Genomic DNA, 21,327 nt, shown 5'->3' on the forward strand with positions numbered 1-21,327 from the left:
CTTCTTGCAATTCGGGTCTTACCCGTCTCATGCAGGCTAAGTGATTAAGGGAAAACCACCTGCAATCTCGGACAGGATTCCGGATTTCTCCGGAATATTCCGGCCCCTTGCGAGGCCGGAAATTCAGTCACCGGACTTAAAGCCCGGCCATAAACTTACGCAGCCGGAGCACCGGTGACCGAGCCGGGCTCGATCTTGACGCCCGGGCCCATGGTCGAGGAAATCGCCACGCGCTTGACGTAGTTGCCCTTGGCGCCAGCCGGCTTCGCCTTGATGACGGCGTCAGCAAAGGCGCGGATGTTTTCTTCCAGAGCCTTGGCGTCGAACGAGGCCTTGCCGATACCGGCATGGACGATGCCTGCCTTCTCGACGCGGAACTCGACAGCGCCGCCCTTGGAAGCCTTGACGGCTCCGGCGACATCCATGGTGACGGTGCCGACCTTCGGGTTCGGCATCATGCCGCGCGGACCGAGAACCTTACCGAGACGGCCGACGAGCGGCATCATGTCGGGGGTGGCGATGCAGCGATCGAATTCGATCTTGCCGCCCTGGACGATTTCGACGAGGTCTTCGGCGCCGACGATATCGGCACCGGCGGCCTTGGCTTCGTCAGCCTTGGCGCCACGAGCGAAGACGGCGACGCGAACCGTGCGGCCCGTGCCGTTCGGCAGGTTGACGACGCCGCGAACCATCTGGTCCGCATGGCGCGGGTCGACGCCGAGGTTCATCGAGACTTCGATGGTTTCGTCGAACTTGGCGACAGCCCGTTCCTTGACCATGCCGATGGCCAGGGTCAGAGCGTAGAGCTTGGTGGGATCAACACCTTCGTTGATCTTCTGCGTGCGCTTACCAGCCATGATCTTAACCCACCACTTCCAGACCCATGGCGCGGGCAGAGCCCTCGATCATCGCCATTGCACCTTCGATATCCGCTGCGTTCAGATCCTTCATCTTGGCTTCTGCGATCGACTTGATCTGAGCCTTGGTGAGGGAGCCGGCCTTGGCGCCCTTGCCGGGCGTCTTGGAACCGGACGCGATCTTCGCTTCCTTCTTCAGCCAGTAGCTGACCGGCGGCTGCTTCATCGCGAAGGTGAAGGACTTGTCCTGGTAATAGGTGATGACGACCGGAATCGGCATGCCCTTTTCCATTTCCTGCGTGGCGGCATTGAACGCCTTGCAGAATTCCATGATGTTAATGCCACGCTGACCAAGCGCCGGACCAATCGGCGGGGACGGGTTTGCCGATCCTGCCTTGACCTGAAGCTTGAGCTGGCCTGCAACTTTCTTAGCCATATCTCTCTGCCTTTCATGAACGGCCGGTCGCCCGGCCCGTGATGCCGGATCTCTCCGGCGGCTGCGGTTGCGTGGTGCGGATCCTTAGGGTCCGGCTAAGACCCCTCACCTTCCACGCGGGTGCGGACAAGGTCCGCAGGAAACAGGCCGCAAGGGCCAGCTTCCAGTTTCTGCAATCAGACCTTCTCGACCTGAGCGTATTCCAGCTCGACCGGCGTTGCGCGGCCGAAGATCGACACTTCCACTTTCAGGCGCGAACGTTCCTCGTCCACATCCTGAACCGTGCCGTTGAACGACGCGAACGGGCCGTCGGAAACGCGGACCTGCTCGCCGATCTCGAAGGTAATGGAGGCCTTCGGCCGCTCGACACCTTCCTGGACCTGACCGAGAATGCGCTCGGCTTCATAATCCGGAATCGGAACGGGCTTATTGTCGGAGCCGAGGAAACCTGTGACCTTCGGCGTATTCTTGATCAGGTGGTAGGCTTCGTCCGTCAGATTGGCACGAACCATGACATAGCCCGGGAAAAACTTGCGCTCGGAATCGACCTTGCGGCCGCGACGCACTTCCACCACCTTTTCAGTCGGCACGAGGATCTTCTCGAACAGGTGCTCAAGCCCCTTCTGGCGAGCCTTGTTCTCGATGTCTTCAGCCACCTTCTTTTCAAAATTTGAATATGCGTGGACGATGTACCAACGTGCCGCCATTTTCATCTCCACCCGTATCAGTTGCCGGTATTCAGCACGAAGCTCAGAGCCCAGCCAATCAGCTGGTCAGCGGCAAAGAAAAACAGCGCGGCGAAAACCACCATCACCAGCACCATGACCGTCGAGATCATGGTCTCGCGGCGCGACGGCCATGTAACTTTCGACGTCTCGGAGCGAACCTGCTGCAGAAACGCAAACGGATTGGATTTGGATGCCATCGACTGCCCACGCAATTACGGCGCGTAAAGCTGAAACTATCAGCCCCACGCACCGCGTGTCTGTTGAACCCTAAATAAACACCGATTTCCGAATACACAAGGGGGAAACCGAAGTTTAACGAAATTACTTACCACCAATCAATCCCCGACCGGAAATGCCGCGAGCATGTCCGCGCTGTCCCGCATCCAGGAAAATGGCAGGGGCAGTAGGGCTCGAACCTACGACCTGCGGTTTTGGAGACCGCCGCTCTACCAACTGAGCTATACCCCTTCATACCGATCATTCAGCGCCAGAGCCAAGGCCCGCAAATCGCTGCTGAAAAGCATGGCGCTCCCTTTAAGACGACGGCACGGGATTGGCAAGCACGATTTTCGATTTTCAAAGCCATTCTCCTGATATGCGAGCGATCGGCCTTTCAATCGCGGAACCACGGTCCGTTCACACCTTCACATATTTCCGCCAATCGTGTTCTTCTTTAAAACCCAGCACTTCGCGGATCTTGCGGTTGGAGAGCAGGCCCTCATATTCGCCGATCTCGCGGGTGAAGGGCACGTTCGGAAAGAATCGCTTCGCAAGCTCTTTCGACGGCGTATTCGCCGAGACCGTGTCATTGGCGGCGTTGAAGACCTGGTAGCCGAGGCCGTCCTTCTCGATGCAGAGGTGGCAGATCTGCCCGAGGTCGCGGGCGTCGATATAGCTCCAGGCGATGCGCTTGCGCATCTCGGGATTGGCGAAAAAGGTCGGAAACTTCTCGTATTCGTCAGGCTCGATGACGTTGCCGATGCGCAGCGCATAGATGTCGAAGCCCGAACGTTCGGCAAAGGCGCGCGCCGTCTTTTCGTTGACCACCTTGGAAAGGCCGTAGGAATCCATCGGATTGACGTCGTAGTCCTCCTCCAGCGGGAACTGGTGGAAATCGCGATGGCCTTCGGCGAAGCAGACGCCGTAGGTCGTCTCGCTCGATGCGACGATGATCTTCCGGATGCCGAGCTTCACCGCCGCCTCGATGACATTATAGGTGCCCATCGTGTTGATGCGGAAGGTTTCGTTGTCGGGCTTGATCAGGATGCGCGGGATGGCCGCGAAATGCACGACGGCATCGAACGGCTGCACGCCCCTGCCCGCGTCGAGATCGGGAAAATCGCGATGCATCGAAAGCGCGTTGAACACCTGACCGCTATCGGTGATGTCGGCGATGAGATTGGTGACGCCGGGGCTATCCAGCGGCACGAGATCGAGGTTGTGAACCTCGTAGCCGGCATTGACGAGCCATGGCACAGCATGGCGACCTGCCTTGCCCGAACCGCCCGTGAACAGAATACGTCTTTTCATGGAATATCCTCCGCGTCATGAAATCGGAGGCATAGATAGACGCTTCCGCGCGAAGAGCAAGCGAGCGTCATGCAAGGGTTCACCCCCGCGTCGCCAGGAGCATCCTATCCGGGAGCACCTGGCCGATCATTTCCGATCATCGCAGAACCCTGCGATACTCGGCAAAGGTCGTCACTTGACGACACTTACCTCGCCAATCTGCACGACGGCAGACTGAACAACTTCTTGCGGTATTGCAGCGATGAAAAACATCGTGAAAACATACATCGCGAATATCGTCGCAGCGAATGTGGCCTTTGGAATCATCCGGGCTCTCCTCTTTGCAAGAAGGAGTCTGGACCACAATGGTCCAATCACAAACCGGTTTCTGAACGTGAGATGAACAAAATACTGTGACAGGCCAATTTAACGATATTTTTACAACACCTGTTAAACCTACAGGAAGCCATGAAAATGAAAAACCCCGCTGTTTCCAGCGGGGTCTTCATAATTGCGGATAACTCGAAAGTTACTCGACGATCGACGCGACGATACCGGCGCCGACGGTGCGGCCGCCTTCGCGGATCGCGAAGCGCAGCTTTTCTTCCATCGCGATCGGAACGATCAACTCGACGGCAACCGTGACGTTGTCGCCCGGCATAACCATCTCCGTGCCTTCCGGCAGCGTCACAATGCCCGTCACGTCGGTCGTGCGGAAGTAGAACTGCGGACGGTAGTTGGTGAAGAACGGCGTATGACGGCCACCCTCTTCCTTCGTCAGGATGTAGGCTTCTGCCATGAACTTCTTGTGCGGCTTGACAGAGCCGGGCTTCGCCAGGATCTGGCCACGCTCGACGCCGTCACGGTTCACACCGCGGATCAGCGCACCGATGTTGTCGCCAGCCTGGCCCTGATCGAGCAGCTTGCGGAACATTTCAACGCCGGTCACCGTCGTCTTCGTCGTCGGGCGGATGCCGACGATCTCGACTTCTTCGCCAACCTTGACAATGCCACGCTCGACGCGGCCGGTCACAACCGTGCCGCGGCCCGAGATCGAGAACACGTCTTCGATCGGCATCAGGAACGGCTGGTCGATCGGACGCTCAGGCGTCGGGATGTAGGCGTCGACAGCGGCCATCAGTTCGCGGATCGCGTCTTCGCCGATCTTCTTGTCCGAATCTTCGAGAGCAGCAAGTGCCGAACCCTTGACGACCGGGATATCGTCGCCCGGGAAGTCGTAGGACGACAGCAGTTCGCGAACTTCGAGCTCGACCAGTTCGAGAAGCTCGGCGTCGTCAACCTGGTCGACCTTGTTCAGGAACACAACGATTGCCGGAACGCCGACCTGGCGGGCGAGCAGAATGTGTTCGCGCGTCTGCGGCATCGGGCCGTCAGCGGCCGAGCACACCAGGATCGCGCCGTCCATCTGGGCAGCACCGGTGATCATGTTCTTGACGTAGTCGGCGTGGCCGGGGCAGTCGACGTGGGCATAGTGGCGGGCCGGCGTCTCATACTCAACGTGGGCCGTCGAAATCGTGATGCCACGCGCCTTTTCTTCCGGAGCCGCGTCGATCTGATCGTACGCCTTGTACTCACCGAAGTACTTCGTGATCGCTGCCGTCAGAGACGTCTTGCCGTGGTCAACGTGGCCAATCGTGCCAATGTTGACGTGCGGCTTGTTGCGCTCAAACTTACTCTTTCCCATTTGAATGCTTCCTGTGAACGAAAATGGTGGCCCCGGCGAACCGGTTTAGTGCCGCCGTTTAAGGCTTTCGGCGGCATTGCGCAAGACTTAATTGCAGACGCCAAACTTGGCCTGACAGCGCATATGGGAGACAATTCGCCGCCTGCAAGGCAATTCGCCAAAGCCCCCTCGAAAATCGCTGAAATCTTAGAGAAAATCGCATTGACCGCCGGAGAGGCGCCATAGACGTTCGGCGTCGAGCGCCCTTCCCTGCCAGCCGATAACCGCAATCGTCAGCTTCTCCGGCAGCGCCGGAAACATTTCGGGACGACCGATGCCGCGGTCATATGAACTAGCGTAACGGAAACTGGAGCGGGTAGCGGGAATCGAACCCGCGTATTCAGCTTGGAAGGCTGCTGCTCTACCATTGAGCTATACCCGCGGGGTGGTCCGATCCGATGACGAATGGTGGAGAGAGTTGGATTTGAACCAACGTAGGCTGAGCCAACGGATTTACAGTCCGTCCCCTTTAACCACTCGGGCATCTCTCCAGTTTCGTCCGGATCGCAAGACCAAGTTCGTCAGACTTCGAAGCGTTGCCGCCCGTCGTCTGCGCCGCGTATATGACCGGAGCATTTCAGTCTGTCAACACGATGACAACGGAAAAAACACGAAAAATTTCATTCGCCGCCGAAAGCCGGCATATGAAAGAAAGCCTATGCGGCAGCGAGCGCCATAGCTATAAAGCTGCATGAGCAAAGACAACAAATCCGGCGGTAAGACCGCGACAGACCCATCCGCCAAGGATACGCATTACGCCACTCTGCGGCGCGCCCACCGTGACGCCAAGCGCGAACGCGGCGAGATTCCGACGCCTCAGCCGCAGAAACGAAAGCGCGGTGGCGACGATTGGAAGCCGCCGGCGCTTGCGCCCGACCAGGTGCATCTCTATGGCCTGCATACGGTGCGCGCAGCGCTCGACAATCCCGAGCGCAAGAAGATCAAGCTGTTCGCGACTCAGAACGCACTTGCGCGCCTCGAAGTCGACGTCGAGGCGCTCGGCATTCCTTTCGAGATCGTTTCGCCGCAGGAGATCGACAAGGTGCTCGGCCCGGAGGCGATCCATCAGGGCGTCATGCTGGAAACACGGCCGCTTCCGGTACGCCGGCTCGAAGCGCTGAAGGAAAGCCCTCTCCTGCTCGTCCTCGATCAGGTGACCGACCCGCACAATGTCGGCGCGATCATGCGCTCGGCCGTCGCCTTCAATGCCGGCGCTGTGATCACCACGCAGCGACACAGCCCGACCGAATCGGGCGTGCTCGCCAAGTCCGCCTCCGGCGCGCTGGAACTGATACCTTATATACAGGTCACCAATCTCGCCGATGCGCTCGGTGAATTGCACAAGCTCGGCTTCTCCACCATCGGCCTCGATTCGGAAGGGCCAGCGCCACTCGAAGGCACCTTGTCGGGCGAGAAGGTGGCGCTCGTGCTCGGCTCCGAGGGCAAGGGACTTCGGCAGAAGACACGGGAAACCGTAAACGCACTTGCCCGTCTCGACATGCCGGGTGCGATCAAATCGCTCAACGTCTCGAATGCAGCGGCGATCGCACTTTACGCGGCGCGGCTTCACCTGAAGGCATAGGCCGGCCGTGGCAAGGGCAGCCGGTCGATCCGTCCATCTGCCTGCGCGCCGTATCGCCTGCATAGGCCACTTCGACGGGATAGACGATCATCCGTGACATACAGCGCGGCGTGTCTTTTCAGACGCGCAATCGATTCGGATCTAAGGAATTATGCGGGAGTTCGATCCGGCGCGATAAATGGAAACGGACACGGACAACGCTCGTGCAACGCCCCACCGATGCCGGAAAAATCCACTTTTACCTTGGAATGACGCCCTGGAGCATTATGATCGGGCGATGACCGGTTGTTGCGACCGGCTCAGAAGCAAGAAGGAACGATCCCTATCATGGCCATTCGACCGCTGATTTTCGGTATCCTCTTCATCGCGGTCTTCGTCGTGATTATCATCAGCATCATTTGGGTGGACACGTCGCACCCCATCCACCAGCCCGATCCTCTGTCGCCGACGGCGCCAGGCCCCGCGACGCCGGGCCAGGTTCAATAATACTGGCAGGAACGCGGACGGAGATCATGCGTTAATCCCGGAATCGAACGAGGATTGAACGCTTATGCGCATAATGATCGCCGTCGTCGCCTTTATGGTCGCCTCCGTGCTTAGCATCGCAATGATGTCGCCCTCCGGCGCCGGACCGACCGGCAATGGCGACAGGATCGAAGCCAGCGTCAACGAACCCGTCACTCATTAAAGTAACGGCCCGGATGATCCGGGCCGTTATCATCAGCTGCGGTAGAGCCAGAACGGCATGCCGCGATCGCGATGGCGCCAGTCGCGGCGTTCCTGCCAACGCTCGGCACGCCACCGCCGCCCGTGACGGCGATCATCGCGCCAATCGGACCGGCGCCAATCGCGCCCATCGCGCCAGCCACGGTCGTCACGGTCGCCATCACCTCGCCAGCCACGGTCGTCGCGGTCGCGATCACGTCGCCAGCCATCACGAATTTGAACGATATCGCCCTGCGCCGTTACCGCCGGCCGCTCGGCCGGCATGGCGGCCGCCGGTGCGACGGACGCGAAAGCCGCACCGACGGAAATGGTTGCGGCGAGAAAGAGATGTGCGAGCTTCATGGCTGTTTCCTCATTGATGATGAGGTGAAGATAGGCGGACGCGGCTGAATTGGCGGTGAAGCAGCCCTTCACGCGCGGTTCATCAAGCGATAGTGCTCTTTGAAAATCGACTGGGCGAGATTGATCGAAGCCAGGCTATGAGTTGGCAGGCCGTATCGCGCGGAAAAGAATGGTGCCCCCGCCAGGGTTCGAACCCGGGACCCCCTGATTACAAATCAGGTGCTCTACCAACTGAGCTACAAGGGCGATAATTGCCCCAACTAACAGATTCTGTGATTCTGTAAAGGGAAAATCCGTGGCTGCGTCGACAGGTCGGCTGCAGCTCAAAACGCTTCGCGACAGAAAACGTCCTTGTCGCACAAGCCCTTTATCCTTTAGCTAGGGCAGCATCATAAAGGGCATTGCATGGGCCGTTCATTTCAGACGCTTTCCTTTCTCGCCTCACCAACGACGGAGGCGCTTGCCGCGCGCGAGGAGTTGATTGGCCTCTATGGTGACGTACCGGCTGACGAAGCCGACGTCATCGTTGCGCTCGGCGGCGACGGTTTCATGCTGCAGACGCTGCACAACACCATGAACTCCGGCAAGCTGGTTTACGGCATGAATCGCGGCTCGGTCGGCTTCCTGATGAACGATTATCGTACCGACCGGCTTCAAGAGCGCATCTGCGTCGCCGTCGAAAACGTCTTCCGGCCATTGCAGATGACAACGGCCAACGCCGACGGCACCAACTCGACGGCGCTCGCCATCAACGAGGTCTATCTTTTCCGCCAGTCCTATCAAGCCGCGAATCTGAGGGTCATGGTGGACGGGCGCGTCCGTCTGGAGGAGTTGATCTGCGACGGGCTGATGGTCGCGACACCTGCCGGATCGACGGCTTATAATCTTTCCGCCCATGGCCCGATCCTGCCGCTCGAGGCGCCGCTGCTCGCCATGACGCCGGTCAGCGCTTTCAGGCCGCGGCGCTGGAGGGGCGCTCTGCTGCCGAACAAGGTGACCGTCGATATCGACATTCTCGAGCCGGAGAAGCGGCCGGTGAACGCTGTGGCCGACAATACCGAGGTCAAGTCGGTGCTGCATATCCGCATCGCCCAGTCGGAGCATGTGACGGCGCGAATTCTTTCTGATCCCGACCGCTCCTGGTCCGACCGTATTCTCGCCGAGCAGTTCAAGGATTGAGACGATGGTAATGCGACGGATATTGATGACCAGCCTCCTGCTTGCGGGATGGAGCATGGCAGCGGAGGCCGCGCCGGCGCAGGATGCCCTCCTGCCGGCATCGGTGATTTTCGCGACCAGCACCGGCTATTGGGAGGACGACGGCAACGCACCTGATGTCGAGCGGGCGCCGACGGGCGCCGATAGCGTTGCCAACTCCGAAGAAGAAGGGACGCAGCGTCACGGCTACTACAAGCTCTTTGCCGTGCGCCAGTCGGACAGGACTTCAAAGGTCTATTTGCAGCAGATTGCCCAGACCGAGGCCGGTCCGGCGATCGCCTCGACCATCGAGCTGCAGGAGTTCAGTGACCTGAAGCCTTACGTGACCGATATCCGCCCCGAGAATTCGAACGGCATCATCAAGCAGCCGGGGCTCTTCGCCACGGTCTATCTGAAGACCGACCCTGCTGCGGAGCCGGATGGCTGGACCGTGCTGATCGACGAATTGGGTGACATCACCGTCGAGAAGGCGACGAATTGAACGGCTCGGAATTGTTCAAAGGGCATTCAAGAGATGAATCTGGGCTTTCGCGACGGCGTCCTCTACGACGAGAAAAGGTCGAACTGGGACGCCGCCGGCCCCAGACCGATCAGTTGGTCCCTCTGGTACCCCGCCGCCGATGACGCGCAAAGCGACGTCCCGGAAAGAAGCTGGTTCCAGAGGGCGGCCGTCGCCCGCGATGCACCGATCCGGCCGGAGGCCGGGCCCTATCCCCTCGTGCTGTTGTCGCATGGCACCGGCGGATCCGCGGCCGGACTGGAGTGGCTGGCGCGACGCCTGGTCGATCGCGGGTTTGCAGCGCTCGGCGTCAGCCACCACGGCAATACCGGCGTCGAGCCCTATCGCGCTGAAGGCTTTGCCTGCCTTTGGGAGCGGGCGCCCGACCTAAGCTACATGCTCGACCACCGCGACGAGTGGCTCAGCGATCTCTCTGGCCATATCGATACGAACAGTGTCTTCGCAGCCGGATTTTCGGCCGGAGCCTATAGCGTGATGCTGCTTCTTGGCGCTGTCGCCCAGTTCTCGCAGTTCGAACCATCGAGGATGAAGCCGGGTGGCGCGCGCGGACCAAGGGAGTTTCCCGACCTTGCCGACCATATCCCGGCATTGCTGCGCACCAGCGAGGTGTTTCGCGATTCGTGGTCCCGGATGTCGAACTCCTACCGAGACGACAGAATCAAGGCCGCACTCATCTGCGCGCCGGGCCGGTCGGTTCTCGGCTTCAGCGAGGAAAGCCTGAAAGCTGTCGATGCGCCTGCCCTTATCCTGGTCGGTGACGCCGACAGGGCGGCACCGGCCGAAGAATGTTCGTCGTGGCTACATGCGCGGCTCCGGCGCAGCGCTCTTAAAATCTTCGGCGGCGGCCTTGGGCATTATGTCTTCGTGCCAGAGGGTACGGCGCTCGGCCTCGCCTTTGCGGCAGAACTCTTTACCGATCCCCCGGGCATCGAGCGCGCAGCCGTTCATGACGAGATTGCCGATCTGTCGGCAGCGCTGTTTCAAGACAGCGGCATCATCGCGGAAAGCGCCACGAATTGAGGATGCCCTCGGGGAGCGAAGACGCATTTGCTCCGCGCAGGTGACCTGCGTGCGAATTCTGCCGCCGCTCCTACTCTTTCACCCTGTCGCCGGCGAAGGTTTCCTTCATCGCGCGCAAGATGATGACTGCCGAGGCCGCGCCTGGATCGATGTGTCCGAGCGACCTCTCGCCGAGCCGGGCCGCTCTTCCCCGGGTTGCGACCATGGAACGGGTCGAATTCGCGCCGGTTTCGGCCGCCTCCAGTATGCTGGTCCACATTTCGAGGCTCCCGGCCGCCCGCGCCTGTGCAGTGACGGCGGCTTCGGTCGCGGGAATCCAGGCATCGAGCATCGTCTTGTCGCCGCGCTGGCCCTTTCCGCGCTCCCTGATGCCGGCTGTCATCGCCTCAACAATCGCCGCCTGATCGGCAGTTGAAAGGTGTTCGTCCTGTTTCAGGACCTGGGCGGCCCTGCGAAATGCCGTGGCGTAGAGCGGTCCGGTGGACGCACCGACGGCATTCAGAAAGGCTGCCGCCGCCGACGTGAACACCTCCGACGGAAGCATGTGGTCGAGGTCGAGTTTCGCGAGTTCCCCGTTCACCGCCGTGAAGCCGAGCACCATGGTGATTCCATGATCGGCGTCGCCGATAGCCCCGTCCAAATCCGAGAGACGGTCCTTCTCCGCCGCGATGGCAACGGAGATGCGATGAAACATCCGGCTAAGGTGGCGCGCCGCGCTTTCCGACATCATGATCCTCCCAGTTCGAGCAGGATGCGGCCCGTGTCAGCCGGGCGCATCTCTTATACCTTCAGTTCGCGACCCGCAGGAACGCGGTATCGCAAGGATGATGCAACAATTCCGTCAATTCCTGATCGAGGTGCAAGATGGATATGGATGCACCGACCATGTCGAGCGAGGTGCAATAGTGTCCCACCCAATTCGCCTCTATCGCGATACCTTTCGCACTCAGCCGCTGCTCGACACGCCGGAAGAGAATATAGAGCTCCATCAGTGGCGTTGCGCCGAAGGAATTGACCAATACTGCGACGCGGTCGCCCGATGCCGGCTTCATTTCCGCGAATATGCGATCCATCACCCGATCGGTGATTTCATCGGCGGTCATCATCTTTTCGCGAATGACGCCGGGTTCACCATGGATACCCATGCCGATCTCAATGTCATCGGGGCCAATTTCAAAGTTGTGGCGACGGGTCTGGGGCAGCGAGCACGGTTCCAATGCAACGCCCATCGTAAATGTCCTTGCATTGGCCTTGCGCGTCGCCGTTTCGCAGGCAGCAAGCGACAAGCCGCGGTCGCAGGCCGCTCCGGCGACCTTGAAGATGAAGAAATTGCCGGCGACGCCGCGCCGACCCTCTCTGTCTTCCAGCGGCGATGAGGCGATGTCGTCCGTCGTCACGACCGTGCGGACCGCGATGTTTTCCTCCGCCGCCATCTCGGCTGCCATCTCGAAATTCATGACGTCGCCGGCATAGTTGCCGTAGACGAAAAGCACACCCTCTCCGCCGGACGCCGCCCTGGTGCATTGAAGGATCGGGCCGGGAGGCGGCGACGAGAAGATATTTCCGACAGCAACGGCATCGGCAAGACCCTTCCCGACATAGCCGAAGAACGCAGGCTCGTGTCCCGTGCCGCCGCCGATCACAAGACCGACCTTGCCGGCGCGCGGTCCCGTCCGGGCAACGAGCGCACGGCGAGAACTGTCGACCGGCTCGAGATAGGCAGCATGTGCCTTCACTGCCCCATAGAGCATTTCCTCGACGACCTCGTCGGGATTGTTCAGAAATTTCTTGATGTGAGTGCGGAAACCGGTCGCTGGCGGCGGCGTGCCAATTTCGACCCTCGGGCGCTGCAAAAGCTTCTGGTCGACCTCCGTCACACCGTCCGCATGCAGGATGCCACGGCCCGTCGCGGCGTCGGTGATTAGCACGTTGACGTAGCCGCCACGAAGGGCTGCGAGGATTGCCGGCACCTTGTCGAAACCGCCGGCGACAGCGATACGCAGACCGATCTTCTTCAGCATATCGAGTGATATTCCGATCGTGCGGTCGTCAAGCGGCCCCGCGACCGGGCGTCCCTGCCCGTCGATGAAACGTCCGGCGACGATGCCTGCGGCATCCTTCGCCAGATATTGCTGCAACGATACCGACTCGAAGAATCCGCTGGTATGGATGGTCGAATTCGGGCGCATGGAGGCGATGCCGAAAATCACCTTGTTGGCGTGTGAAAGCGCCTCGAACTGACTTTCGATCAATGGCTCGCGCAACAGGATATTACGGACATCAGGAGCGGATACGATCGCCGGAGCTGCGATATTGATTAGCCGCGCGTCCACGGCATCGGCAAAGGCGGCGGCGCAAAGTTCGGGTGTATAGGCGAATGTCGCACTGGTTCCGCCGGTTGCCTGGACCACGGTGACGTCCTGCAGGCCGGTTATCGAGGTCTGCTCACCGACCGCCATGACCGTGCGGCCCCACACTACGGCCAGCGTATCACCGGATTTCACAAGCCTCTGCAGCGCCTGAGCGCCTGCGCGCCCGAGACGGTCGATGAGCGGGCGGGTATTGTCGTCGCTCGGAACGACGAGACAGTCCTGCAGACCGAAATGCCGTTTCAACTCCTGAGCAATTGTCAGCGAACTCAGGCGCGACGGCTCGATGGAGATATTGACGATACCGCGGGCGCGCGCATCGGCGAGATAACTGTTCACCGTTGCCCGCGAAATTCCCATGGTTTCGGCAATGTCGCCCTGCGTCATGCCGTCCTCATAATAGAGCCAGCAGGCCCAGACATAGGGATCATCACCAAACCGCAGCGGGATGGGTTCCGACGCATCGTCAGCGCTGTTCCGCACGCTACCGTTCTTCCGCGCTGATGATGTCTTGACGGTCATGCTTCCTGGTTTCCCTGCGAGGTTCAAATCGCCCGCGAAGATGAGCGTAAAGGCTCCGGTTTTCAACATTCTCCCGCACAATGATTTCCGGCCGCCAAAGCGGCCGGAAAGGTGATGCTCGGGAGGATCGCTGGCTCTCGCCAAAGGCCGCTGTTTTTCATGCGGATGGCCGAAGCTTTGCCTCGACGCCAAGTGCGAGCGACTGGAGGATCAGCGCGCAGGAAGTGGCGCCGGCATCCAGAACGCCAAGCGAACGTTCGCCGAGCCTGCTTGCCCGGCCGATCCTGGCCACCAGATCGCGGGTGCTGTCCCGGCCGGCCTCCGCGGCCGAAACGAGGATATTCAGCGATTCCGCAAACGACTTTCCATCACTATTGGCCAGATCGAACGCCTCTATGGCAGGCACGAGCGTATCGAGAAGGGTCTTGTCGCCGACTTTTGCGGATCCGATCGCCTGAATGCCTTCAAGACCATTGTGCAGCATTGCGCTGAACATCCCCGCATCGATCTGCGCAGCCTTTTCGATCGTTTCCGCGAACTGAATGAACATGACGCCATAGAGCGGTCCCATGGACCCGCCGATTTCCGTCATCAGCACCGTGCCGAGCGTGTCGAGAGCTTCTGCGAGCGACATGTCTGCGCCCTTGATCCGTTCGGCTGCCATGCCAAATCCCTTGGCCATGTTAACCCCGTGATCGCCATCGCCGATCTTGCCGTCGATCTCGCTGAGATAGGCGCGATTCTCGATGATCCGGTCCGCGAGCGAGAAAACGATGTCACCCGAGGAAGCGTTGTCAAATTGCTGCATTCGCCTGTCTCCCATCAAGGCATTGCCGGGCAGTGGACATCGACGTCGAGTAGCGTCTTCAACTCGTCGTCAAGCGCCATGACGGTCAGCGTCGCCCCGACCATTTCCAACGAAGTGAAGTAATTTCCGATATAGGTCTTGTAGATCTTCAGTCCGCGCCCGGTAATCTCGGTTTCGATCGTGTCGTGAAGGATATAAAGCTCGTTCAAAGGCGTCGCGCCGAGGCCGGAGACGATGACGGCCACCTCGGTTCCGGATGCCAGGCCGTGATCGTCCAGAACGATCTTGGCCATTTCGCGTGCGACCTCGGCGGCAGGCTGCAACGGCTCGACCCGAACCCCCGGCTCGCCATGATGGCCAATGCCGACCTCCATCGTGCCCGGCGCAATCTGGAAGTTGGGATGCCCGACGGCGGGCAGCGTGCAGGGACCGAGGCCGATGCCGATGGAGCGGCAGTTGTCGATCGCCCTTTGCGCTGTCGCCTGCACTTCCTCGAGGCTCGCCCCCTGCTCCGCTTTGGCGCCTGCGCATTTCCACATGAATATCTCGCCGGCGACGCCACGTCGCTTCTCGCGTTCGTCCGGCCCGGCCGAACATACATCGTCATTGGCGACGACGGTCGCGATCGTGATGCCTTCCTTGGCGGCGAGCTTGATCGCCATTTTCACGTTCATATTGTCACCGGCATAATTGCCGTAAAGGCAGACGACGCCGTTGCCGCCATTGGCTTCGCGCGCGGCATCGAGAAAACTCTTGGCCGTCGGCGACGAAAACAGCTCACCCACCGCGACGGCATCCAGCATGTTGCGTCCGGTATAGCCGATAAAGGCGGGCTCATGGCCGGAACCGCCACCGGTGATGACGCCGACCTTGCCCGCGACGGGCGCACGGCGCGCAACGATGACGCGCGGATTGCCGTTGCCGAGCCTGACCATATCGGCATGCGCCTTGACGAAGCCCTTGACCGTATCCTCGACGACCTCGTCCGGATTGTTGATAAACCGCTGCATGCTTCCTCCTGTTTTCCGCGTGTCAGACAATGGTATAGCCGCCATCGACCAGAAGATCCGCGCCGTTGATCATCTCGGCGCCGCTCGATGCCAGAAACACCGCCGCCGCAGCAATCTCCTCGGGATAGGCGAAGCGTCCCGTCGGGATGCGCTTCTTCAGCTCCTCTCCGCGCGGGTTATCCCAGGCCTTTCTTCCGAGCTCGGTCAGAACCACTGTCGGCGAAATCGTATTGACGGTTATGCCGTGTTTGCCCCACTCGGCGGCGAGCGTCTTGGAAAGGCCGATGACGCCGAATTTGGAGGCGCAATAAGCCACGTGCTGATCGATAGCGACCGTGCCGGCCTGCGAGGCGATATTGATGATCCTGCCGCCCTTGCCGGCCTTGAGCATGACCCGGCCTACAGCCTGAGAGACGAGGAACGTTCCCTTGAGATTGATGTCGATGGTTCTGTCCCAGGCCTCCAGGGTGAGATCCTCGGCAGGGGCGAGCATGGCGACACCGGCGCTGTTGACGACGATGTCGATATGGGCGAAGGCCGCCTGCGCCGCAGCGATGACGGCTTCCACCGATTGCGGGTTAGAAACGTCGCAGACGAAGGATTTCGCGCCATTTCCGAGGGCGTCGGCCTTGGATTTCGCGACCGTTTCATTGATGTCGATCACGCCGACGACCGCACCCTTGGCGGCAAATGCCGATGCGATGGCATCGCCGATGCCGGAGGCGCCGCCCGTTACCAGGGCGACCTTGCCGCCCAGCGAAAAATTCAGATCAATCTGTTTTGAATCGGTCATAGATCTTTTCCCGGCTTGTCTGAGAAATGGGGCGGGCGAACCCGCCCCACACAATGGATTATTTACGTGTCGCGAGCAGCTTGTCGACGTTGTCGGCCGTCACCGGCGTCCACGGCACATTGTAGTTCTTGTCCTTGCCGTCGTTCCACGGCATGTCCTTGTAGGTCGCCGCCCAGATATCGGACTGCGGCTTGTAGTTGCCCTTCCTGGCGTGGAAGATGGCAAGGTCGAGAGCGCCCTGAGCCTGTGCACGTGCGTCCTGCAGGATCGACGTCATCTCGCCGGCCTTGACGGCGCGAAGAGCGTCGGTGATGCCGTCGATGCCGGCGATCGCAAAACTCTTCTCGTCGAGCCCCGCAGCCTTGATCGCCTCGATGGCGCCGAGCGCCATCTCGTCGTTCTGGCCGATCACGCCGTTGATCTGCTTCGGATGCGCGGTCAGCCAGTTCTCCATCAGCGTCTGCGCTTCGGCCCGTGACCAGTTCGCCGTCTGGTCTTCGAGGACCTTCACATCAGGGCATTCGGCGAGCGCCTTCTTATTGCCTTCCAGGCGCGAGATCTGTGCGGACTGACCGACCGGGCCTTCGAGAATGACGACATTGCCCTTGCAGCCGAGCTTGTCGAGGACGGTCTTGGCTTCCATGTAGCCCGAGATGGTGTCGTCGGATCCGACATAGGAGGTCAGCAGGTCGGAATTGACGCGGGTGTTCGAACCGATCACCGGAATGCCGGCATCCACCGCCGACTGTACGGCTGCTGCGCCTGCATCGACGTCGATTGGTGCAAAGATGATCGCATTGTATTTCTGCGTGACCATCGTCTTGAACTGATCCTGCTGAACCAGCGCGTCATAGCGACCGTCGAAAACAGTCAGCTCGACCTCGCCGCTCTTGACGGCCGGGTGCTCCTGCATCGCCGCCGCCCAGATCTGCATGAACTCCGCATTGAGGCCGTAAGGGGCTGCCCCGATCTTGATCTTTTCCTGGGCCACGGCCGACGAGGCCAGCAAGGCAGTTGCCGAAGCAAGCGCAATCATAAGCTTTCTCATTTCAATCTCCTCCACTTTAAGTTTTAGCGGCCGGCATGGCTCGCCTCTGCAACGGGCCGGCAAGGGCCGGCACGGTTTCCGATGGGGCTCAGGCCCCGTAAGTTCGCTTCTGGTCGAGCATCACGGCGCCGACGATCAGGGCACCTTTCAGGACCTGCTGGTAGTAGGATTGGATCCCCATCAGATCGAGGCCGTTGTTCATGACGCCGATGATGAGCGCGCCAATCAGCGTGCCCGTCACCCGGCCGACACCGCCCGACAGACTTGTGCCGCCGATGACGACCGCCGCAATCGCGTCCAGCTCATAGGCAATGCCCGCCTGCGGCAAGGCCGATCCCGTACGGGCGCTGAGCAGCATGCCGGCAAGACCGGCAAGACCGCCGGAAATGACATAGACAATGAAACGGATGCGGCCGATGTCGATACCGGAGGTCTTCGCCGCATGCGGGTTACCTCCGACGGCATAGATGTAGCGGCCGAAGCGCGTCCGGCTGAGGATCCACCACGAAGCCGCGAAAACGACGGCGAGAATGATGACGGGGGCCGGAATGCCGAAGACGTCGCCGGTGCCGATCCACCGGAAGGCCGGCGTCAGCGCGGGAACCGGGCGACCGCCGCCATATATCAGCGTCAAGCCGCGCGCGGCCGAAAGCATGCCAAGAGTGGCGACGAAGGCCGGAACGGAAAATCGCGAGACGATCGCCCCCGATATCGCGCCGCAGGCAACGCCGACCAGAATGCCGACCGCAAGTCCGATGGCCACCGGATAGGGCGCACCGGCGATCGCCGCCGTGGCGGAGGTCGTCGAGAAGCTGGCGCTGACAATGCCGGCGAGCGCCACGACGGAACCGACCGAAAGATCGATGCCGCGGGTCAGGATCACGAAAGTCATGCCGATGGCAAGCACGCCGTTGATCGAAGTCTGCAGCAGCACATTGGAAATATTGCCGCCGGTCAGGAAGAACTCGTTCGAGAACGAAAGGACCACGACCAGAAGCAGAAAGGCGAGAAAGATACCGTATTCCTGAATCAACAGCCGCCGCCGATCCGAACTGAACCAGCCGCCGGCATTGCTATCGTCGCTCTCTGACACTCTTGCTCGCTCCTCTGGCGCCGTACGGATGACCTGATCCTGATCAGGTCGATAGGTGGACGAGTGATTGGGCATCCGTTTCCTCCCGGCTGTATATTCCCGCGCTCCTGCCGGCGCGCATCACCATGATACGGTCCGACATGCCCAGAACTTCGTCGATCTCCGATGAGATCATCACGACCGTTCCGCCGGCCGCGGCAAAGTCACAGATGATGCGGTAGATTTCGCGCTTGGCGCCAACATCGACGCCACGTGTCGGCTCATCGAGAAGCAGCACCTTCGGATTGCGCAGAAACCATTTTCCGAGCACCACCTTCTGCTGATTGCCGCCTGACAGGCCCGAGACCGGCATGGTGTCACGGGCGGCCTTGATCTGAAATTGCGCCTGTATCCGGCGGCTGGCCTCGGCCTCGCGACGGCGGCTCATGGCAAAGGAAGGGCTCATCTCCGGTAAGCTTGCCATACAGATGTTGGCACGAACGGAGTCGGAGAGATTGAGCCCCGTGAGCTTGCGATCCTCCGTCACCAGAGCCAGGCCACTTGCCATAGCATCCGCCGGCTTCGACACGGAGATGCGGGCACCGTCGACGACGATCCTGCCGTCGGAAGATTTTTCCAGGCCAAAAAGGCAATTGAAGATCTCGGTTCGCCCCGAGCCCATCAGCCCGTAGATGCCGAAGATCTCGCCCTTGCGGGCGGAGAAGGAAATGTCCTCGATCTTGTTCGGGCAACTCAGCGCCGTAACCTCGAGGCCGGTTTCGGATGTCGGCGTGTTGGTCTTGACATATTCCTCGGCCAGTTCCCGGCCAACGATCATCCGGATGAGATCAGGACGGCTGATCTGCTTGAGATCTCCGCTGCCGACATAGGCGCCGTCGCGAAACACGGTATAGGAATCGGCGATCTGGAAGATTTCCGAAAGCCGGTGCGAGACATAGACGATGCCGCGTCCCTGCGCCTTTAGGCGCCGGATGGCCGCGAAGAGCTGCTGAGCCTCTTTCTCACCGATTGCAGAGGTTGGCTCATCCATGAAGATGACCTCGGCATCGTGGCTTAGAGCCTTGGCGATCTCGACGAGCTGCATCTGCGCAACGGAGAGGTTCATCATGTATTGGGTGGCGCGGATATCGAATTCGAGATCGTCGAGAAGCCCTTGGGCGGAGCGGTTCATCGTCCGGAAATCGATACCGCCGAAACGTGTCGAAGGCTCGCGGCCGAGATAGATGTTTTCCGCCACCGTCATGTGCGGAACCGGGCTCAGCTCCTGCTCGATGATGGCAATGCCGGAGGCGAGCGCGTCGGCGGGACCGGCAAAGTCTACGTCCTTGCCACGACGGCGGATCGAGCCAGCATCGCGATTATGGATACCCATGAGGATCTTGAGAAAGGTCGACTTGCCTGCGCCGTTACCGCCGCAAAGCGCGTGGACCGAGCCGGCGCGAAGCTCGAAGCGGCCGTCACGCAATGCCGCGACACCACCAAAGGACTTCTTCAGCCCTTCCACATCCAGCAAAAGCTCCACCCTCTTCTCCTCCACACAGGCACCGGCAACCGATTGGCGGGAGCCGATCGATATCGGTGACCTCCAGCCCCGATATCAATGGTGACATTATTCGCCACTGACTCGACAAATGTCAAGTCAGTGTCGAATATATAAATGCGAGGGCGTCTCAGCGGACCTTCCGCCGAAAACGTCAAGGCGGTCGATCGTCCCGATGAAGCGGGCCGGACTGCCAGCCTTCCAAAACAAAAAAAGCCCCGTCTCCGGGGCTTTGTTACTTCAATCCATCGTCAATCCGCTCAGTCGACATCCTCGACGACCGCGTCGGCGGCGCCGCTGATGCGGTGAGCAAGTGCTGCTTCCATGAACTCGTTCAGGTCGCCGTCGAGTACGTCGTCCGGCGCGCTGCTGGCAACGCCGGTGCGCAGGTCTTTGACCATCTGATAGGGCTGCAGCACGTAGGAGCGGATCTGGTGGCCCCAGCCGATCTCGGTCTTGGAAGCGGCTTCGGCGCTGGCGGCGTCCTCACGCTTCTTCAGTTCGGCTTCATACATGCGGGCACGGAGCATGTCCCAGGCCTTGGCGCGGTTCTTGTGCTGCGAACGCTCCTGCTGGCACTGCACGACGATACCGGTCGGGATATGCGTGATGCGTACGGCCGAGTCGGTGGTGTTGACGTGCTGGCCACCGGCGCCTGACGAACGATAGGTATCGATGCGGCAGTCGCTTTCATTGATCTCGATCTGGATCGAGTCGTCGACAACCGGATAGACCCAGATCGACGAGAAGGAGGTGTGGCGACGCGCATTGCTGTCGTAAGGCGAGATGCGCACCAGCCGGTGCACGCCCGATTCCGTCTTCAGCCAGCCATAGGCATTGTGGCCTTTGACGAGCAGGGTCGCGGACTTGATGCCCGCCTCTTCGCCATCATGGACTTCGAGAAGCTCGACCTTGAAGCGCTGGCGTTCGGCCCAGCGGGTGTACATGCGCAAAAGCATGTTCGCCCAGTCCTGGCTTTCGGTGCCGCCGGCGCCGGAATGGACTTCGAGATAGGTGTCGTTGCCATCGGCTTCGCCGGAGAGCATGGCTTCCACCTGGCGGCGCCCGGCCTCGGCCTTCAAGGCCTTCAGCGCGTCTTCGGCTTCCTTGACGACGCTCTGGTCGCCCTCTTCCTCGCCAAGCTCGATCAGCTCGATATTGTCGTTCAGCTGCTGTTCGAGCTGTTTGACGCCGTTGATGCCGTCATCGAGCTGCTGGCGTTCGCGCATCAGCTTCTGCGCTTCGGAAGCGTCGTTCCAGAGGTTCGGATCCTCTGCCTTGTTGTTCAACCAGTCCAGCCGTCTTATCGCCTGGTCCCAGTCAAAGATGCCTCCTCAGCAGGGTGATAGCCTGCTTGGTTTCATCGACCACGTTTTCGATTTCCGCTCGCATTTTCCTGCTTCTCTGTCTCGGTCTTCTTCAGGTGCTGGTGACATAGAGACGCCCGCCGCGGATGTAAAGG

Annotated in this window: 23 protein-coding genes and 4 tRNA genes; 6 read left to right on the forward strand and 21 right to left on the reverse strand. The window is 60.4% G+C overall.

Features of this window, described 5'->3' with window-relative positions; genetic code table 11:
- Positions 1-155 precede the first annotated feature (155 nt).
- The 10 genes from rplA to A6U98_RS07440 form a co-directional block, all read right to left on the reverse strand.
- On the reverse strand, positions 156-857 hold the full coding sequence (gene rplA / locus A6U98_RS07400) for a 50S ribosomal protein L1 (RefSeq protein WP_003547520.1): 702 nt from the start codon (positions 855-857) through the stop codon (positions 156-158).
- 4 nt (positions 858-861) lie between these two features.
- Positions 862-1,293, reverse strand: a complete 432-nt coding sequence (gene rplK, locus A6U98_RS07405; protein ID WP_018486176.1) for a 50S ribosomal protein L11 — start codon at positions 1,291-1,293, stop codon at positions 862-864.
- A 176-nt stretch (positions 1,294-1,469) separates the two neighbouring features.
- Positions 1,470-2,000: a transcription termination/antitermination protein NusG gene (gene nusG, locus A6U98_RS07410; RefSeq protein ID WP_003547516.1), complete on the reverse strand. Its 531-nt coding sequence runs from the start codon at positions 1,998-2,000 to the stop codon at positions 1,470-1,472.
- A gap of 17 nt (positions 2,001-2,017) precedes the next feature.
- On the reverse strand, positions 2,018-2,218 hold the full coding sequence (secE, locus tag A6U98_RS07415) for a preprotein translocase subunit SecE (RefSeq protein ID WP_003547514.1): 201 nt from the start codon (positions 2,216-2,218) through the stop codon (positions 2,018-2,020).
- A 195-nt stretch (positions 2,219-2,413) separates the two neighbouring features.
- Positions 2,414-2,489 (reverse strand) — tRNA-Trp (locus A6U98_RS07420).
- A gap of 168 nt (positions 2,490-2,657) precedes the next feature.
- Positions 2,658-3,551: an NAD(P)-dependent oxidoreductase gene (locus tag A6U98_RS07425; RefSeq protein ID WP_012757013.1), complete on the reverse strand. Its 894-nt coding sequence runs from the start codon at positions 3,549-3,551 to the stop codon at positions 2,658-2,660.
- A 171-nt stretch (positions 3,552-3,722) separates the two neighbouring features.
- Positions 3,723-3,857 carry a hypothetical protein gene (locus A6U98_RS37975; protein WP_003547509.1) on the reverse strand — a complete coding sequence of 45 codons (135 nt, stop codon included), beginning with the start codon at positions 3,855-3,857 and terminating at the stop codon, positions 3,723-3,725.
- A gap of 202 nt (positions 3,858-4,059) precedes the next feature.
- Positions 4,060-5,235: an elongation factor Tu gene (tuf, locus tag A6U98_RS07430; protein ID WP_064649009.1), complete on the reverse strand. Its 1,176-nt coding sequence runs from the start codon at positions 5,233-5,235 to the stop codon at positions 4,060-4,062.
- A gap of 347 nt (positions 5,236-5,582) precedes the next feature.
- A tRNA-Gly gene (locus tag A6U98_RS07435) sits at positions 5,583-5,656 on the reverse strand.
- Positions 5,657-5,680: 24 nt separating this feature from the next.
- Positions 5,681-5,765 (reverse strand) — tRNA-Tyr (locus tag A6U98_RS07440).
- A 200-nt stretch (positions 5,766-5,965) separates the two neighbouring features.
- Between A6U98_RS07440 and rlmB the strand changes: the two genes are divergently transcribed.
- The 3 genes from rlmB to A6U98_RS37085 all read left to right on the forward strand — a co-directional run bounded on the left by rlmB (position 5,966) and on the right by A6U98_RS37085 (position 7,544).
- Positions 5,966-6,856 (forward strand): 23S rRNA (guanosine(2251)-2'-O)-methyltransferase RlmB, encoded by an 891-nt coding sequence (gene rlmB, locus A6U98_RS07445; RefSeq protein ID WP_064649011.1) that lies wholly within the window; start codon positions 5,966-5,968, stop codon positions 6,854-6,856.
- Between the two features lie 327 nt (positions 6,857-7,183).
- Positions 7,184-7,342, forward strand: coding sequence for a hypothetical protein (locus tag A6U98_RS37080; protein WP_003558513.1), 159 nt, complete (start codon positions 7,184-7,186; stop codon positions 7,340-7,342).
- Positions 7,343-7,406: 64 nt separating this feature from the next.
- Positions 7,407-7,544 carry a hypothetical protein gene (locus tag A6U98_RS37085; protein WP_184502097.1) on the forward strand — a complete coding sequence of 46 codons (138 nt, stop codon included), beginning with the start codon at positions 7,407-7,409 and terminating at the stop codon, positions 7,542-7,544.
- Positions 7,545-7,576: 32 nt separating this feature from the next.
- Here the strand turns inward: A6U98_RS37085 and A6U98_RS07450 are convergent, their stop codons facing one another.
- Positions 7,577-7,996 (reverse strand): hypothetical protein, encoded by a 420-nt coding sequence (locus tag A6U98_RS07450; protein WP_197496356.1) that lies wholly within the window; start codon positions 7,994-7,996, stop codon positions 7,577-7,579.
- Positions 7,997-8,094: 98 nt separating this feature from the next.
- Positions 8,095-8,170, reverse strand: a tRNA-Thr gene (locus A6U98_RS07455).
- A gap of 159 nt (positions 8,171-8,329) precedes the next feature.
- On the opposite strand from A6U98_RS07455, the gene A6U98_RS07460 reads away from it, so the two are divergent.
- From A6U98_RS07460 to A6U98_RS07470, 3 genes are read left to right on the forward strand one after another with little or no spacing between them, the layout of a single operon-like run.
- Positions 8,330-9,103 (forward strand): NAD kinase, encoded by a 774-nt coding sequence (locus tag A6U98_RS07460; RefSeq protein WP_017993642.1) that lies wholly within the window; start codon positions 8,330-8,332, stop codon positions 9,101-9,103.
- Positions 9,104-9,107: 4 nt separating this feature from the next.
- Positions 9,108-9,623, forward strand: coding sequence for a hypothetical protein (locus A6U98_RS07465; protein ID WP_064649013.1), 516 nt, complete (start codon positions 9,108-9,110; stop codon positions 9,621-9,623).
- Positions 9,624-9,656: 33 nt separating this feature from the next.
- Positions 9,657-10,682, forward strand: a complete 1,026-nt coding sequence (locus A6U98_RS07470) for a hypothetical protein (protein WP_064649015.1) — start codon at positions 9,657-9,659, stop codon at positions 10,680-10,682.
- Between the two features lie 70 nt (positions 10,683-10,752).
- On the opposite strand, the gene dhaL (A6U98_RS07475) is transcribed toward A6U98_RS07470, so the two are convergent.
- The 9 genes from dhaL (A6U98_RS07475) to prfB all read right to left on the reverse strand — a co-directional run bounded on the left by dhaL (A6U98_RS07475) (position 10,753) and on the right by prfB (position 21,257).
- Positions 10,753-11,409: a dihydroxyacetone kinase subunit DhaL gene (gene dhaL / locus A6U98_RS07475; RefSeq protein ID WP_064649017.1), complete on the reverse strand. Its 657-nt coding sequence runs from the start codon at positions 11,407-11,409 to the stop codon at positions 10,753-10,755.
- Positions 11,410-11,470: 61 nt separating this feature from the next.
- The gene (locus A6U98_RS35540) at positions 11,471-13,573 is read right to left on the reverse strand and encodes a bifunctional sugar-binding transcriptional regulator/dihydroxyacetone kinase subunit DhaK (protein WP_082933854.1); all 2,103 of its coding nucleotides are present in this window, start codon (positions 13,571-13,573) and stop codon (positions 11,471-11,473) included.
- A 157-nt stretch (positions 13,574-13,730) separates the two neighbouring features.
- On the reverse strand, positions 13,731-14,381 hold the full coding sequence (dhaL, locus tag A6U98_RS07490; RefSeq protein WP_064649019.1) for a dihydroxyacetone kinase subunit DhaL: 651 nt from the start codon (positions 14,379-14,381) through the stop codon (positions 13,731-13,733).
- Positions 14,382-14,395: 14 nt separating this feature from the next.
- A complete protein-coding gene (locus A6U98_RS07495; RefSeq protein ID WP_064649021.1) occupies positions 14,396-15,391 on the reverse strand; it encodes a dihydroxyacetone kinase subunit DhaK in 996 nt (331 codons plus the stop codon).
- 22 nt (positions 15,392-15,413) lie between these two features.
- Positions 15,414-16,184 carry an SDR family oxidoreductase gene (locus A6U98_RS07500; protein ID WP_011651407.1) on the reverse strand — a complete coding sequence of 257 codons (771 nt, stop codon included), beginning with the start codon at positions 16,182-16,184 and terminating at the stop codon, positions 15,414-15,416.
- A 58-nt stretch (positions 16,185-16,242) separates the two neighbouring features.
- Positions 16,243-17,232 carry a substrate-binding domain-containing protein gene (locus tag A6U98_RS07505; RefSeq protein WP_064649023.1) on the reverse strand — a complete coding sequence of 330 codons (990 nt, stop codon included), beginning with the start codon at positions 17,230-17,232 and terminating at the stop codon, positions 16,243-16,245.
- Between the two features lie 88 nt (positions 17,233-17,320).
- Positions 17,321-18,325 carry a sugar ABC transporter permease gene (locus tag A6U98_RS07510; protein ID WP_018486279.1) on the reverse strand — a complete coding sequence of 335 codons (1,005 nt, stop codon included), beginning with the start codon at positions 18,323-18,325 and terminating at the stop codon, positions 17,321-17,323.
- A 43-nt stretch (positions 18,326-18,368) separates the two neighbouring features.
- Positions 18,369-19,847: a sugar ABC transporter ATP-binding protein gene (locus A6U98_RS07515; RefSeq protein WP_064649025.1), complete on the reverse strand. Its 1,479-nt coding sequence runs from the start codon at positions 19,845-19,847 to the stop codon at positions 18,369-18,371.
- A 278-nt stretch (positions 19,848-20,125) separates the two neighbouring features.
- Positions 20,126-21,257 (reverse strand): peptide chain release factor 2 gene (gene prfB / locus A6U98_RS07520; RefSeq protein ID WP_003547475.1). Its coding sequence is split into 2 segments (ribosomal slippage): positions 20,126-21,187 and positions 21,189-21,257, totalling 1,131 coding nucleotides; the frame shifts between segments, so codons are not numbered across the junction.
- Between the last annotated feature and the right edge of the window lie 70 nt (positions 21,258-21,327).

It is taken from the genome of Rhizobium sp. WYCCWR10014 (genome assembly GCF_001657485.1).
Classification (GTDB): Bacteria; Pseudomonadota; Alphaproteobacteria; order Rhizobiales; family Rhizobiaceae; genus Rhizobium.